Raw genomic sequence first — 14,863 nt, 5'->3', positions numbered from 1 at the left:
GGAATTCGTTTTTCGGGGGCAAGCTCATCGCGCAGCAGGCGCACCGTGAACGGCTGCCGTTTCCGCGGCAGCGAATGCGAACTCGCGGGTTCAAAGACGCCATCGCTGCGCCAATCTTGTCGGAGAACTAGCCCATCCATACTGTCGTGCGTGTCCTGGACGCCGTCTCTGTTTCACTCCTGGCGGGTCGACCTCGCCTGGTTTTCAGTATGCACTTACATCGCGCCCCAAGTCTTGATACAGTGAGGTTTCTATCCTAAAAGACCGCCGGATAAACGGCTTACGGAGACGTAAATGAAATTTTTGCAATGCCTTACATCATCAGTCATCCTTACATTGCTTTCTGATATGACCGGGACAACATCCGCCTACGCCGCGGCGCCCGTCAAGCTGGTCACAGAGGAAGCGATGGTGGCATCGCCGCAGCCGGGCATCAAGATCTATGTGCGCAACAAGCGTCCGGCCAATCAAACGCATTTTGACGCCACTCACACGCTTGTGTTCGTCCACGGCGCCACCTATCCCGCCAGCACGGCATTCGATCTCGAACTGAACGGAATGTCGTGGATGGATTACATGGCGAGACGCGGCTTCAATGTCTACTTGCTTGATCTTCCCGGCTACGGGCGTTCGACGCGTCCAGCGACCATGGACCAGCCGGCCGAAGCCGGGCAGCCCGTGGAAACAACTGCACAAGCGGTGCAGGACTATGCCGCCGTCGTAGATTGGGTGTTGGCACGCCAACACCTGAGCAAGCTGGATGTCATGGGATGGTCGTGGGGCACAACGATTGCGGGCGGTTTCGCGGCTGCGCAGCCGGAGAAGGTGAATCGCCTGGTGCTTTACGCACCTGTCTGGATCTCACATGATGCTCCGCCAACGGGCGACGCTGCCAAACTCGGCGCCTATCGCATGGTCACTGCGGAGATGGCGAAAGAGCGCTGGTACAAGGGCGTGCCGGAGGACAAGCGCGCCGACCTGATCCCGCCCGGCTGGTTCGACAAGTGGCAGCAGGCGACGTGGGCGACGGATCCGAATGCTGCATCCGCCAGCCCGCCGGCCCTGCATGCGCCCAACGGCGTGACGCAGGACATTCGCGGCTACTACATGTCCGGTAAGGCGACCTACGATCCGGGCGAGATCACCGCGCCGACACTCATGGTCCAGGCGCAGTGGGATCAGGATACGCCGCCTTACATGTCGCAGGCATTGTTTCCGCTGCTGACCCGTGCGCCGTGGAAGCAATACGATCTGATCGGCGAAGGGACGCACACGGTCATCATGGAGAAGAACCGGCTACAGCTGTTCAACGCCGTGCAAAACTTCCTTGAGCAACCCGCGCCGCGTTAAGCCCGGCTTGTCGGGGCGCGCAGGGCGATTTCTTGGTATCCCCACGTCATCCTCGTCACGCATCGCCGTGCGAGTGCGCTGTGTCGAGCAACGTCGGCCGATGACTTGACGCGCAGCACGCGTGCAGAATTGGCCGCTAGACCCTCTGAAGCGGCCGTTCACGTCGCGTTAGCTCCAATGGCGGGAGACGGTATCCGGTCCTAGGAGTCGCGCGGAAGCGGCCATTCGCTGGGCGCGGAGCAAGCGTTCGTCGACGCTTTCATCACGGACCGTCTGCGTGACGAGCATCGCTAAATCTTGCGGACCAGTCGCATTCCGCAGTTTCGGCTTTGGTGTGGATAGGCTGCCGGATGTCTGGCACCGACTCCTTTCGGCGTCGAATTGGGTTTCCACGCGCGCAATACTTGGGCACTAACGGAGGGAGGCTGAGTGAAAGAACCGACGGTGGAAGAGCGGATTCGGATACGGGCCTACGAGCTTTGGCAACGGGACGGCAGCATGGAGGGATGCGCAGACGAGTACTGCCGACAGGCTAGAGAAGTGATCGAGCAAGAACTCCGCGAGGAACAGGCGGATTCCCCGGCGCGCATCGGAGACCAAACCTAAGAAAGGCGGGGCAGCCACCGCACAGGTGCATAACTGACTGGTGATCGAGATGGATGCGTGTTTGAGGCGTTGATTACTCGATGGCCGCACAAGACTCTGGTCCGGCCTTCTGTTGGGCGAGACGCTGCGCGCTTCGCATGCTGCCGAAATAGCCTCTTGCTCCGTCCTCGCTCTTCCGTGCTTCACTACTTGGCGAGTATCCACGTGCCGAACCGTCCTTCGGGCATTTCGAGGCACAATCCCAATATGCTTCTACACGGATAGGCCATGGAACGTCGACCACTGCTTCCTCCGTTGAATCCCGCCCGGGCGTTCGAGGCGACCGGACGCCTGCTGAGCATTTCCAAGGCCGCTGACGAGCTGGCCGTGACGCCCGCCGCCGTCAGCCGGCAGGTGCGTACGCTCGAAACTTACTTGGGCGTCGATCTGTTCGAGCGGGTGAAAGGGCGGCTGGAGCTGACGGCGGCGGGCGCGCGGTATCTGGCGGAACTCATGCCGCTGTTCGCATCGCTGCGCGAAGCCACCGACAGTCTGCGATCGTCCGAGCGGCGTGCTCGCGTGCTCAAGATCCGCTCGCCTGCGACCTTCGCGGTGCGCTGGCTGATTCCGCGTCTCGCGAGCTTTCATCGGCTGCACGAAAACATCGACGTGCAACTCACGACATCCCCGGCTCCGCTGAATTTTGCGCGTGAGGACATTGACGGCGGCATTCAGCTAGGCGATGGCAAGTGGCCCGGCCTGCGCGTGCAACGTCTGATCGCGAACGAGCTGGTGCCTGTTGCCGCTCCTTCCAGACAGGTCAAGGCCCGCTCGCAGTTGCAGGGCGAAACGCTTCTGCACACGTTCGCGCGCCCGGAAGACTGGACCTTGTGGATGAAGGCGACGGGTCTTCCTTTGAACGGGCGACGCCGCGAGATGCGCTACGAAACGTCGCTGCTCGCGTACCAGGCGGCGATAGAAGGGCACGGTGTCGCGATCGCGCAGAAGGCGCTGGTGCGTGGCGACCTGGAAAGCGGTCTGCTCGTCGCACCGTTTTCATTCGAGCTCGATCGCGGGCATCACACTTACTACTTCGCGTGGCCGACGGCGCGTCCGCAATCGGATGCATTGAAGATTTTTCGCCGATGGCTGCTTACGTTGCTCAGCGAATAGCTCTGACGAGCCGCTGACCCTTTAACAAAAAGGCAACGGCTCGTTTCCAAATTGTAGATTGTCCGGTAGGCCGGTGAGTACCTATTCTCGTCGGCATGATTCGTCGCGGTGGCGAGTCACGAGACAGGACAATCAAAAATGCCAAGAGACAGCCTCAACGGCGTGCGGGTGATCGATTTCTCGCACGTCCTCGCCGGACCGGTCTGCTCGATGACGCTCGCCGATCTCGGCGCGCACGTCGTCAAGATCGAGCCGCCCGACGGCGAGATCGGGCGGCGCATCGGGCCGCCGTGGATAAGCGGTGAAAGCCCGGCCTTCATCAGCGTCAACCGCAACAAGTACAGCGTCGCGATCGATCTGAAAACCGATGCAGGGCGCGAGGCCGTTCGCCGCATGCTGCTGGAGGCGGACGTGCTGGTCGAAAACTTCCGGCCGGGCGTGATGGCGTCGATGGGACTTGACTTCGACGCATTGCGGCAACTGAATCCCCGGCTCGTCTACTGCTCGATCTCCGCGTTCGGCCAGACGGGCGCGAATCGCAAGCGGCCTGGCGTCGATGGCGTGATCCAGGCGGTCAGCGGTCTGATGAGTACGCTCGGCACGACGAGCGCCGAGCCGCTTAAAGTCCCGATCCCCGTCGCCGACATGATGGGCGGCTATCTCGCGTCGATCGCGATTCTCGGCACGCTGCATCAGGTTCGCACCGGCGGCGGCGGGCAGCATCTCGACGTGAGTCTCTACAACGCGACGCTGATGCTGCAGCAAATCGGCTTCGCTGCGTTCTTCGCGTCCGGGAGCGAACCGGAAAAGACCGGCAGTGCAGCGCCTTACGCGTGCCCGAACGAAGCGTTCCGAACGCAGGACGGCTGGATGATGGTCGTCGCCTACCATCCGGAACGATGGCGCGCGTTATGTGAGGTGCTCTCTTCGCCGTCACTCGAAGCGGATCCGCGATTCGCCACCAACGACGATCGCGTGCGCCATCGCGCGACCCTGCATCACATACTCGCCGCGCGTTTCGTCGAACGCACGACTGCGGATTGGATGGAACGGCTCGCGGCGCGCGACATTCTGTGCGCGCCCGTCGCAACCTACGGCGATGTCATCGAAACAGCGGAGTACGCTGAATGCGGACTGGAGCAGACGATCGATCATCCGGTCGCGGGCACCATGCGCACGCTCGGTTTCGCGCTCGGTCCATCCGATCGCCCGAGCGCGCCGGATTTGCCCGCGCCGCTGACGGGCCAGCACACGCTGCAGATGCTGGAGCGATACGGCTTCGCTGAAAGCGAGATTGCGGGCCTGCTGAACGCGGGCGTCATCCGCGTGGGCCGCGCATCGTGCGAAACCTGCGATGAAGACCGCAAGGTGAGCGCATGAGCACCGCGATGATCCGGAGCGAACGACGCGGGCGGGTCGCGCTCGTGCGTCTCGCGTCGGACAACCCGCTCAATCCGCTGACCGACGCGTTGATGGATCAACTGATCGACGTCCTGCTGCGCAACGAAGCCGACCCGCAGGTTTACGCGACCGTTTTGACAGGGTCCGACACGGCTTTCGCCGCCGGCGCGGACATCGTCGCGATGTCGAAGCTCGATTACGCAAACGCATTCTCGGATGACTACATCGGCCGTAGCTGGGAGCGCATCCGCACGGCCCGCAAACCCATCATCGCGGCGGTAGGCGGCTATGCGCTCGGCGGCGGTTGCGAACTGGCGATGATGTGCGACATCGTCATCGCCGCGGAGGACGCGCTCTTCGGTCAGCCCGAGATCAAGCTCGGCATCGTGCCGGGCGCGGGCGGCACGCAGCGTCTGCCGCGCGCGGTCGGCAAATCGACCGCGATGCTCGCGTGTCTGACCGGCGAGCCGCTTAACGCCCACGAGGCATTGGCTTACGGACTCGTGTCGAAGGTCGTCGCCCGCGAGCGGTTGATCGACGAAGCGATGCGCGTCGGCGAACAGATCGCGCGTCATTCGCTGCCGGTCATCGTCGCGATCAAGGAAGCCGTCAATCGCGCGTTCGAGTCGTCGCTGTCGGAAGGACTTTTGTTCGAGCGACGGCTATTTCACGCTGGCTTTTCGCTCGCCGATCAGAAAGAAGGCATGGCCGCGTTTCTGGAACGCCGTCAGGCCGCATTCCAGAACCGGTAGTGGGCGGGAAAACAATCAGGAGACTTCTTCGTGTCAACTCATCCAAATGATGCCGGTTCACTGCTCGAATCGTCCGTCGATGACGGCGTGCTCACGCTCACGCTCAACAGCCCGAGCGACGGCAACGCGCTGAACGTCGCGATGACGGAGGCGCTGTCGAAGGCGCTCGAGCAGATCAACGACCGGCGCGACGTGCACTGCGTGCTGCTGCGTTCGTCGTCGGCGCACTTCTGCACGGGCGGCAATGTGAAGGACATGCAAAGCGGCAGCGATCTCATGAGCGGCAGTGTCGAGGAGGTACGCGACCGCCTGCATCGCAGCCTGCACAGAATCACGCGCGCACTGAGCGGTTTCGATGTGCCGTCGGTATGCGCGGTGAATGGCGCCGCAGTCGGAGCGGGCTGCGATCTTGCGTTGATGTGCGATATCCGCGTGGCGAGCACAAAAGCCGTGTTCGCAGAGAGTTTCTTGCGGCTCGGACTGGTGTCGGGCATCGGCGGATCGTGGTTCCTCGCGCGGATCGTGGGCTATGCGAGGGCGCTGGAACTGACGCTGACCAGCGAGTTCATCGATGCCGAAGCGGCGCTGGGCCTCGGCATCGTGTCGAAGGTAGTGCCGGAGGACGCGCTCGACATCGACGCCCGGTCGCTGGCGAAGCGCATCGCGCAGAACCCGCCGACGGCGCTGCGCATGGCGAAGCGGCTCGTGCGCGAAGCGGCCGATGCATCGCTTGCGACGACGCTCGAAATGGCGGCAAGCGTGCAGGCCATTCTGTTGTGCGGCCGCGAGCACAAGGAGGCCGTCGGCCGGTTTCTGGAGCAGCAGGCGGCGAAGAAGCGCGCACACATGTGATGCGCCGATACGGCCACCGCGTCGATCGCGCGGGGCCTCATAAACTGAATCACAGGAGACGACCATGTCCACCACTTCCGGAGCCCGCAATTCAAAGCCCGGCATGCTGCTGATCATCGCGACATCGAGCCTCGGAACGATGCTCGAGTACTACGATTTCTTCGTCTATGTCGCGCTGACATCGACCTTGACGCACTTGTTTCTTCCATCGACGGACCGGACCGTCGCCGCAATGGCGGGCGTTGCCACCTTCGGCATCGCGTATATCGCGCGGCCGTTGGGCACGATCATCTTCAGCCCGATGGCCGACCGCATCGGACGCAAGAAGACGTTCGTCATCACGCTCGCGATCATGGGCATCGCGACAGTAGGCATTGGCTGTCTGCCGACCTACGCGATGGCCGGCTTGCTCGCGCCGATAGGACTGGTCACGCTGCGCGTGGTGCAGGGCATCGCGCTCGGCGGCGAATACGGCTCTGCGGTCGTCTACGTGATGGAACATGCGCCCGCAGGCCGAAAAGGCATGGCGACGAGCGTGCTGCAAAGTACCGCGAGCCTCGGACTGTTGCTGGCGCTGGCGATCGTGTCGGCGCTGAAGTTCGCGCTCGATGCATCGGCATTCGAATCCTGGGGCTGGCGCGTCCCGTTCCTGATCTCGGCGCCGATCGTCGCAGTGGCGACATGGATTCGGCTCGGCATGACGGAAACGCCTGTGTTCGCGGAGATGAAGCAGGCGGGCCGTCTGTCGAAATCGCCGCTGCAGGACACCTTGTCGAGCGCGACGTCGTGGAAAGCGATTCTTGTCGCGATGTTCGGCGCGCAAGGCGGAACGTCGGTGTCGCTCTATACGTCGATCGTCTACATGCTGTACTTCTTGCAAAACGTGTTGAAGGTCGATCCTGCGCGCGCGAATCTGTGCCTCGGTGTCGCTATCGTCGTGGCTGCGCCGCTTTATCCTGCATTCGGCCGTCTGTCCGATGCGATCGGCCGGTCGCGTGTGATGCTGATCGGCATCGTGCTGTGGATACTTGCAGCGTATCCTGCGTTCGCGGGCATCAGGACGAATGCGCTCGCAGGCGACTGGGCCACGGTGACGCTGCTCGTCGCGCTGCTGGCCGTGTTGACCGCGATGATCATGGCGCCGCTGCCGGCGTTCATCGCCGAATGTTTTCCGCCGCAAAGCAGGACCACGGGTTTCGGATTGTCACAACAACTCGGCAATGTGATGTTCGGCGGGTTTCTTCCGTTGATCAGTCTTTCGCTCGTCAATCTGACAGGCAACCCGCTCGCAGGCGTCGGGTACTCGATTGTGTCGCTGTTGCCCTGTCTTGCCGTCACGTTCTTCTGGGGACTACGGCAGGATCGGCTCATCCGTCAGCGCAATCGCGAAGTACAGTGCGCAAGCCCTGCGGACGCGGGCCAGTTGCCGGTACGCTGAGTCAACCATGACACGAGGCGCGGCATCGTGATGCCGCGCCTCGCATCGTTCAGGCGAGACCGCTCATCAGCGTGTATTTGACGTGCACATATTCCCCGATTCCATGATGACTCCCTTCCCGCCCGTAACCGGATTGCTTGACGCCGCCGAACGGCACCGAAGCCGTGCCGGCCGAGCCGGAGCTCAGGATCACCATGCCAGCCTCAAGGTTGCGCGACAGCCGGAACGAGCGGCCCAGTTCGCGCGTGAACGCATAGGCGACGAGACCGTATTCGCTGTCGTTGCTGCGCGCGATGACTTCCGCTTCGGTGGAGAAGCGATAGACCGGGACGATGGGACCGAAGACTTCGGTCGAGGCGATCGGCATGTCGTCCGCGACATCGAGGAGGATGGTCGGCGCGTAGAAGAGCCCGCCTTTCGCGTGCGGATGTCCGCCGAGCATGACCTTCGCGCCGCGTTCGCGCGAATCGTCAACGAGCCTGGCGACCTTTTCGATGGACGCGCGATTGATCAGCGGTCCGACGACGAACCGGTCCTGCAACCCTTGATCGACCGGGATCGCTTCCACGAGCGCCTTCACGCGTTGAACGAACGCGTCATGCACGTTCGCCTGAACATACACGCGGTTCGGCGAGATGCAGACCTGCCCGCTGTTTCGCAGCTTCGCGGACACGAGCGCTTTCGCGGCTTCGTGGAGATCGGCGTCGTCGAAGACGATGAACGGCGCGTTGCCGCCCAGCTGGAGTTTGCTCGCGACGACCCGGGCGAGTTCCCGATTCCTGACGAGCTTACATTCCTTGGGGCGACGGGCACGATCCCAGGCAAGCGCATCGGCCTGATTCGCCCGATAACCTTGAGCTCCACCATTTCGCCCGATCTCCCGGCTGATGGTGGAAGGTGCTCGGCCGAGCCGACTGGCCACCGAACGAATCGAGTGCCCAGCTACCAGCGAGCGCGATATCTCCTCGCGCTCGGCCAGCGTCAACGCCAGTCTGAAACGACGTCGCAGTGCCGGCTGTATTCCGCCTGTCTCCGCCAGAATTACCTGTATCGATGAGTGATTCCGATCGAACAGTTGCGCAATATGCTGAAGCGATTCGCCCTCGCCAGAGTTCCCACATTAACGCTTTCTGGCTCTCGCTGTAGTAAGATCCGGGTCCGGTACTTCATCTGCAACACTCCCGCTGCTCACGCAGCCTCCATTGCGTTGCATCGACCGGTTGAATCCGCAGTTGACTTCTGTCCTGCGCGAACGGAATGCTAGTCGATGCGTTTTACGAGAATGTCAGCAAGGCGAAGATGGAGGGGACGTTACTCGATTCCCATGAGCGAGACGAAGACGTTGTATTGGAATTTCCTCCTTATAACAGCCAGCTCATGCATGTCGCCTGCTTGTGGTCTCGATGGAGCGCCCCGGGCGAGACAGACTTGCTCTCTTTCGCGGCCATCACGGATGAGCCGCCGCCGGAGGTCGCTGCAGCAGGTCACGACCGGTGCATCGTACATATCAAGCCCGATAACATCAATGCGTGGCTGAATCCGGACGCATCGGATTTGGCAGCGATGTACGCGATTCTTGACGACAGGGACCGGCCTTACTTCGAGCATAAGCTGGCTGCCTAGCAGTGCCGGGGTACCGGAACAACTCTTTACTCGACATGCGAATGCCACGCGAGGACCACTTGTCCATACGACGTCTTGAGCAGGCTCGTCGCTTACTCGCGCTTGCGCAGACTGGCCTGCATTACACGATGGACGTCTTCGACCGGGAGCGATATGGGGAGAGAGCGACGCTTGCCCAAGAGCAAATCGCTGAAATCGCTTCAATGGATGCGGGCAAGGTGGCCGAACTCTTCGCATTCGAGACGGGATACGCGAACCCAAAGCTCGACGTAAGGTGTGCTGTCTTCAACGAGACCAGTCAGATATTGCTCGTTCGAGAGGCGGCAGATGGCCTTTGGTCTCTGCCCGGCGGCTGGGCTGACGTGGGATTATCGCCAGCAGAGAATGCGGCCAAAGAGGTCCGCGAGGAAAGTGAATACACGGTCAAGATTGTCCGCTTGCTCGCCGCCTGGGATAAAGCAAAGCATCGCCATCCACCGTCAGTCTTCCTCATCTGGAAGCTCGTTTTTCTTGGTGAGCTTATGCAAGCTGGGGAGGTGGTCGGTGCAGAAACCGACGCCGTCGAATTTTTCAGTCTCAATGACCTCCCTCCGCTGTCGCTGGGTCAGATAGTGCCCGAACGTCCGGCTCGCCCGGCCCGCGAAAATCGTTGAGGTTCGCCATAACGAAGTCGGCCGCGCGAATCGCTTCGAGATTCGCCATGTAGATCCCTCGAGCTGCTTCTAGCGGGTGAAGAGAAGAGGGCACATCGCCGTCCAAGCGATACAGGCCGACAAACCCCCGCTCGCGGGAGAGCTGCTTTAGGTGTTCGCCATGCGCCTTCGCGTCGACGCGAAAAACGTCAAAGCCGGCGAGATCGGCAACACATCTACAGCGACACCGGTGTGGCGGTCGTTCCGGACTATACCGACGCCCGGCCGGCGAACTATGCCACCCTTATTTCGAGCTTCATCCGCCACGCGACGGCGCCGAGGTGCCTGGACCATGGCGGCGGCAATGGAAGACTGACGGCACTGTTGCGGGAAGGTGGCGTCTACGGCTACAGCTGGGATCCGATGGATGGGAGGCGCCTTGCCGTCTGGCTCATTCGATCTCGTCACTGCCTTCGAGGCGCTGGAGCACACACCAGAACCAGTGACGACCATGGAGCGGGCGCTCGGATTACCCATCCGGTGCGACGTGATGCTGTTTTCGACGTTGTCGATCGATCATTTGCCACCGCGTGCAATGGACCACTGGTACATCGCCCGCGCAACGGGCATGTCACCATCTTTACCACTCAGACCTTGCAAATGCTTTTTGGGACATCGGGTATCGGGTGCATCACTTTAATCGGAATCTTCATCTGGCGATCAAGGAGACGCCGGACTGGCTCCCGTTCGCGCAGGGAGTGGAAGGCGGGGCTTGTAAATGTCGGGCAACCAGCCCTGAACTGCCGGTTGCCCGACCGCCAACCTCAAGCAACCAGCTTTTCCGCCAACGCCGGTTCGGCTATGCGGCCCAGCGGTTTGACCTTGAACCACGCAGCGTACAGCGCCGGCAGAAACACCAGCGTCAGCACGGTACCGACGATCGTGCCGCCGATCAGGGTGTAAGCCATCGAACCCCAGAACACCGACAGCGTAAGCGGGATAAACGCCAGCACCGCCGCCAGCGCGGTCAGAATCACCGGGCGTGCACGCTGCACCGTGGCCTCGACAACCGCGTCGTACGCGCTCAGCCCTTGATCCGCGTTGAAGTGGATCTGGCCGATCAGAATCAGCGTATTGCGCATAATAATGCCCGCCAATCCGATCAAGCCGAGAATCGAGTTGAAGCCGAACGGCTGGTTGAACAGGAGCAGCGTCGGCACGACGCCTACCAGCGCCAGTGGCGCGGTCAGCAGCACCATCACCATCGCCGAAATCGAGCGAACCTGGAAGATGATGACGATCATCATCAGGATCAGCATCAGCGGAAAGACCGCGGCCAGCGCCGTGTTTGCCTTGCCGGCTTCTTCCAGTGCCGCGGCGGTCTCGATCCGGTAACCGGCCGGCAGGGTCGCGACCAATGGCGCCATCTGCGCGATCAGTTGCGCTGACACGTCCGGCGGCTGCAGCGCTTCGTCGATGTCACCGCGCACGGTGATCGTCACGAGGCGGTCGCGGCGGCGCTGAACCGGATTTTCCATGCGCACGTCGACCTTGCCGATCTGGTCGAGTGGAATCTTCTCGCCTTTATTGCCTACCAACGTGAAGGCGCCGAGGCGTGCGGGATCGAGCCGTTCGGCGCCGGCACTGCGCGCGACGACGTCCACCGACCGGATGTCCTCGCGGACCTGGGTGACTGGAATACCCGTCAACAGAAACTGCAGTTGCTGCGCGGCGTCGCTGGAGCTGAGTCCGAATGCGCGCAACCGGTTCTGGTCGAGCACGAAATGCACGGTGGGCGCGCGCTCGCCCCAATCCGTATTGACCTGCCGCATCGCGCTATTCGTCAGCATCAGCCGGCGCAGTTGCCCGGCAATCTCGCGCACCTTGTCTTCCTGCGGGCCCATTATACGAAACGCGACCGGGAACGGCGAGTAAGGTCCGAACACAAGTTGAGTCACGCGCAGACGCGCATCGGGGGCAAGGCCGTCGGCGATTGCGCGGCGCGCGCGCTGCTTGAGGGCGTCGCGCGTTTTCTCGTTGTCGGTGAGCACGACGATCTTCGCGAACGATGGATCGGGCAGCTCCGGCGCCATCGCAAGATAAAACCGCGGGGCGCCCTGCCCGATGTAGGACGTGACCAGCTTCGCTTCGGGCTGCTGCTTCAACCACGCTTCTACTTTCGCGACAGCGTTGCTGGTTGCGTCGATACTGGTGCCTTCCGGTAGCTGCACTTCGATCAGCATTTCGGGTCGATCGGACAACGGGAAAAACTGCTGCTTGACCGCACCCATGCCCAGAAACGACAGCAGGAACAGGCCCGCCACACCCGCCACGACCTTCTTGCGATGTTTGACACAGCCTTCGATCAGGCGGCGCAAGCGCTGGTAGTTCGGGGTGCCGTAGATCGCGGCATGCCCGCCATGGACGGGCTTGATGTCGGGCAACAGCTTTACGCCGAGGTACGGCGTGAAGGCGCCCGCCACCACCCACGAGGTCAACAACGCAAACGCGACGATCCAGAAGATATTGCCCGCATACTCGCCCGCGGTGGAAGCCGCGAAACCGACCGGCATCAGGCCAATTGACGTGACGAGCGCGCCGGCGAGCCGCGGCGCCGCGGTCGTCACCCACGCCTGCGACGAGGCCTTGATCCGGTCGTAGCCTTCTTCCATGCGCACCACGATCGTCTCGATGACGATGATCGCGTCGTCCACCAGCAGGCCCAGCGCGAGAATCAGCGCGCCGAGCGTGATGCGATCGAAGTCGCGCCCGGTGGCGAGCATGATGACGAATACGCCGGCCAGCGTGAGCGGCACCGCCGCAGCGACCACGATGCCCACGCGCCAGCCGAGGCTGACCAGGCTGACCGTGATGACCACGGCCAGTGCGACGAAGAACTTCAGCATGAACTCGTCGTAGGACTCTTCGATATTCGCCGACTGGTCGGTGATCTTCGTAAAGGAGAGTCCCAACGGCAATTTCGCCGAGATCGCCGCCGCTTCCGCGGCGAGCGACTTGCCGAGCGCGAGACCGTTGTACCGGTCCTGCATCACGACGCCCAGGAGCAAGGCCGGCTCGCCTTGGCCGCGGATCAGGAAAGTGGCCGGATCTTCGTAGCCGCGCTTGACCTCGGCGATGTCGGCAAGCTTCAGCGTGCGCCCGTTTGCGACGATAGGCGTGTCGCGAATTCGGTCGAGGTTATCGAATGCGCCGTCGAGGCGCACCTGAATCTGCGGTCCGCTGGTTTCGATCGAGCCGGCCGGCGTAATCGCATTTTGCGCGTTGAGCGCCTGAAAGATGTCCTGCGGCGCAACGCCGAGCGTGGCAAGTCGGGCGAAAGAAAATTCCACAAAGATCCGCTCGGGGCGCTCGCCGATGATGTTGACCTTCTTGACGCCGCGCACGCTCAGCAGGCGTTGGCGCAACGTCTCCGCTTCGCGGACCAGCAGACGGTGCGGCTCGCCCCTGGCCTTTAGCGCATAGAGCGCGAAGGTCACGTCCGAGTATTCGTCGTTGATCAGCGGTCCGATTACGCCGTGCGGCAACTTGGCCGTCTCGTCACCCAGTTTCTTACGCGCCTGATAGAACTCTTCCTGCACGTCGGACGGCGGAGTAGCATCGCGCAAGGTCAACGTCATGAAGGCGAAGCCCGGGCGCGTGAACGTCTCGGTGCGTTCATACCAGGTCAGTTCTTGAAGGCGCTTTTCGAGAGGCTCGGCGACTTGATCCTGCATTTCCTGAGCAGTCGCGCCGGGCCATGCCAGCGCAACGGTCATCACCTTGACGGTGAACCTGGGATCTTCGGCGCGCCCCAGCTTCAGAAAAGCGAAGATCCCGGCGCACGAGATCGCGATGATCAGAAACAACGTGACCGCGCGCTCGCGCACCGCCAGCGCGGAGAGGTTGAAGCCCTTCATTCGGTGCCTCCCGCCGCGCCGACGACGCGTACGACCTGACCCTCGTGCAGCATGTGCGCACCCAGCGCGACGAACCGGTCGAGCGGCTTCAGTCCGGCGCTGATGGTAGCCGTCTCTTCGCTAATGCGCTGCACCTGCACCGCATGCCACGTCACTTTGGCGGGCGCGCCGGCAATCAGCCACACGCCCGGGCCCTGACCCTTGTCGTATATGGCCGCGAGCGGTACGGACACCGTGGGATCCGCCCCCGCGTCGGGTAGCGCGATGGTCACCGTGGCACCTAGCGGCGCCGCAGCGGCACGGCCCTGCAGCACGTATCGCGCCTCATAAGTGCGGGTCTGGCGATCGGCGGTATCGGACAATTGCCGCAGCACGGCCTCGCCGGTCGTGGCGCCAGCGCCGTATAGCGTAGCGCTTGCCCGCGAGCCGATCACCGGCCTGAGCGTCTCCGGCAAGTCGACTCGTGCTTCACGCGGCCCGGAGCGGGCGATCCTGACGACCGTCTGCCCTGCGGCGACGACCTGCCCCGGTTCGACGAGCGTATCCATCACGACGCCGTCCGCATCGGCCACCAGCAGCGCGTAGCCTGCTTCGTTTCGGGCGACGTTCGCCTGCGCCTCAGTGGCGCGCAGATCGGCGCGCGCGGTCTCGGCAGCCGCCTTCGCCTGATCGTAGGCCGAGGCCGAAACCGCGCCCGCGCCGACCAGCTCGCGATAACGCTTTTCGTCCGCGGCAGTTTGCTGAACGCGTGCCTGCGCGGCGGCGACGGCTTCGTCGCGCGCGCGGGTGGCCAGCGTCAGGTCGGTCGCGTCGATGCGCATCAGCGGCTGGCCGCGTTTGACGGCCTGACCCGCGTCCACCAGACGCTCGACGATCTTGCCGGCGACCCGGAACCCCAGATCGCTTTCGACGCGCGCGACCACGACACCGGTAAATGACCGACTGCCCTGGTCGAACGAGTTGACGGTGGCGAGGCGCACCAGCGCGGCCTCGGTTCGGGGATCGACTTGCCGGTCAGGGCTGCATCCCGACAGCGCGAGGACTAGCGCGGCGGCAAGCAGCGAGGGCGTCGCGCGGCGAGCAGGGGACATTTACACCTCTCCGGATCAGTGAGAGGCGTATTTTTCTATGAGTGACCAA

10 protein-coding genes and 3 pseudogenes are annotated in these 14,863 nt (G+C 62.7%); 9 read left to right on the top strand and 4 right to left on the bottom strand.

All coding sequences use genetic code 11. The features are described from left to right. Window positions 1-294: 294 nt before the first annotated feature. From BG61_RS31395 to BG61_RS31370, 7 genes are all read left to right on the top strand, one after another. Window positions 295-1,350 carry an alpha/beta hydrolase gene (locus tag BG61_RS31395; RefSeq protein WP_075584262.1) on the top strand — a complete coding sequence of 352 codons (1,056 nt, stop codon included), beginning with the start codon at window positions 295-297 and terminating at the stop codon, window positions 1,348-1,350. Window positions 1,351-1,779: 429 nt separating this feature from the next. Then, complete coding sequence (locus BG61_RS41455; RefSeq protein ID WP_081868241.1) at window positions 1,780-1,956, top strand: DUF2934 domain-containing protein; 177 nt, start codon at window positions 1,780-1,782, stop codon at window positions 1,954-1,956. A 267-nt stretch (window positions 1,957-2,223) separates the two neighbouring features. Then, window positions 2,224-3,108: a LysR substrate-binding domain-containing protein gene (locus tag BG61_RS31390; RefSeq protein ID WP_035937501.1), complete on the top strand. Its 885-nt coding sequence runs from the start codon at window positions 2,224-2,226 to the stop codon at window positions 3,106-3,108. Between the two features lie 138 nt (window positions 3,109-3,246). Then, complete coding sequence (locus BG61_RS31385) at window positions 3,247-4,488, top strand: CaiB/BaiF CoA transferase family protein (RefSeq protein ID WP_035937503.1); 1,242 nt, start codon at window positions 3,247-3,249, stop codon at window positions 4,486-4,488. Then, window positions 4,485-5,261, top strand: coding sequence for an enoyl-CoA hydratase-related protein (locus BG61_RS31380; RefSeq protein WP_035937505.1), 777 nt, complete (start codon window positions 4,485-4,487; stop codon window positions 5,259-5,261). The genes BG61_RS31385 and BG61_RS31380 overlap by 4 nt, the downstream gene beginning before the upstream one ends. A gap of 30 nt (window positions 5,262-5,291) precedes the next feature. Further along, window positions 5,292-6,113, top strand: a complete 822-nt coding sequence (locus BG61_RS31375; protein WP_035937506.1) for an enoyl-CoA hydratase-related protein — start codon at window positions 5,292-5,294, stop codon at window positions 6,111-6,113. A 64-nt stretch (window positions 6,114-6,177) separates the two neighbouring features. Further along, entirely contained in the window at window positions 6,178-7,551 is a 1,374-nt protein-coding gene (locus BG61_RS31370; RefSeq protein ID WP_035937507.1) for an MFS transporter, read from the top strand. A gap of 49 nt (window positions 7,552-7,600) precedes the next feature. Here the strand turns inward: BG61_RS31370 and BG61_RS31365 are convergent. Next, window positions 7,601-8,721, bottom strand: a pseudogene (locus tag BG61_RS31365) (aldehyde dehydrogenase family protein). Between the two features lie 87 nt (window positions 8,722-8,808). On the opposite strand from BG61_RS31365, the pseudogene BG61_RS31360 reads away from it, so the two are divergent. Then, window positions 8,809-9,174 (top strand): annotated as a pseudogene (locus BG61_RS31360) (SOS response-associated peptidase family protein); the annotation flags it as partial. A 41-nt stretch (window positions 9,175-9,215) separates the two neighbouring features. Then, complete coding sequence (locus BG61_RS31355; protein ID WP_035937647.1) at window positions 9,216-9,827, top strand: NUDIX hydrolase; 612 nt, start codon at window positions 9,216-9,218, stop codon at window positions 9,825-9,827. Here the strand turns inward: BG61_RS31355 and BG61_RS40550 are convergent. The 3 genes and pseudogenes from BG61_RS40550 to BG61_RS31345 all read right to left on the bottom strand — a co-directional run. Continuing rightward, window positions 9,751-9,969: pseudogene (locus BG61_RS40550) on the bottom strand (nucleoside 2-deoxyribosyltransferase); the annotation flags it as partial. The gene BG61_RS31355 and the pseudogene BG61_RS40550 sit on opposite strands and share 77 nt — an antisense overlap. Before the next feature lie 661 nt (window positions 9,970-10,630). Continuing rightward, the gene (locus BG61_RS31350; protein ID WP_035937510.1) at window positions 10,631-13,723 is read right to left on the bottom strand and encodes an efflux RND transporter permease subunit; all 3,093 of its coding nucleotides are present in this window, start codon (window positions 13,721-13,723) and stop codon (window positions 10,631-10,633) included. Further along, on the bottom strand, window positions 13,720-14,814 hold the full coding sequence (locus tag BG61_RS31345) for an efflux RND transporter periplasmic adaptor subunit (RefSeq protein WP_035937512.1): 1,095 nt from the start codon (window positions 14,812-14,814) through the stop codon (window positions 13,720-13,722). Before BG61_RS31345 ends, BG61_RS31350 begins: the two co-directional genes overlap by 4 nt. Window positions 14,815-14,863 lie beyond the last annotated feature (49 nt).

It is taken from the genome of Caballeronia glathei (assembly GCF_000698595.1).
Lineage (GTDB): Bacteria > Pseudomonadota > Gammaproteobacteria > Burkholderiales > Burkholderiaceae > Caballeronia > Caballeronia glathei.
The sequence above is the reverse complement of the archived record's forward strand: the minus strand, read 5'-3'. Positions and strand labels throughout refer to the sequence as shown.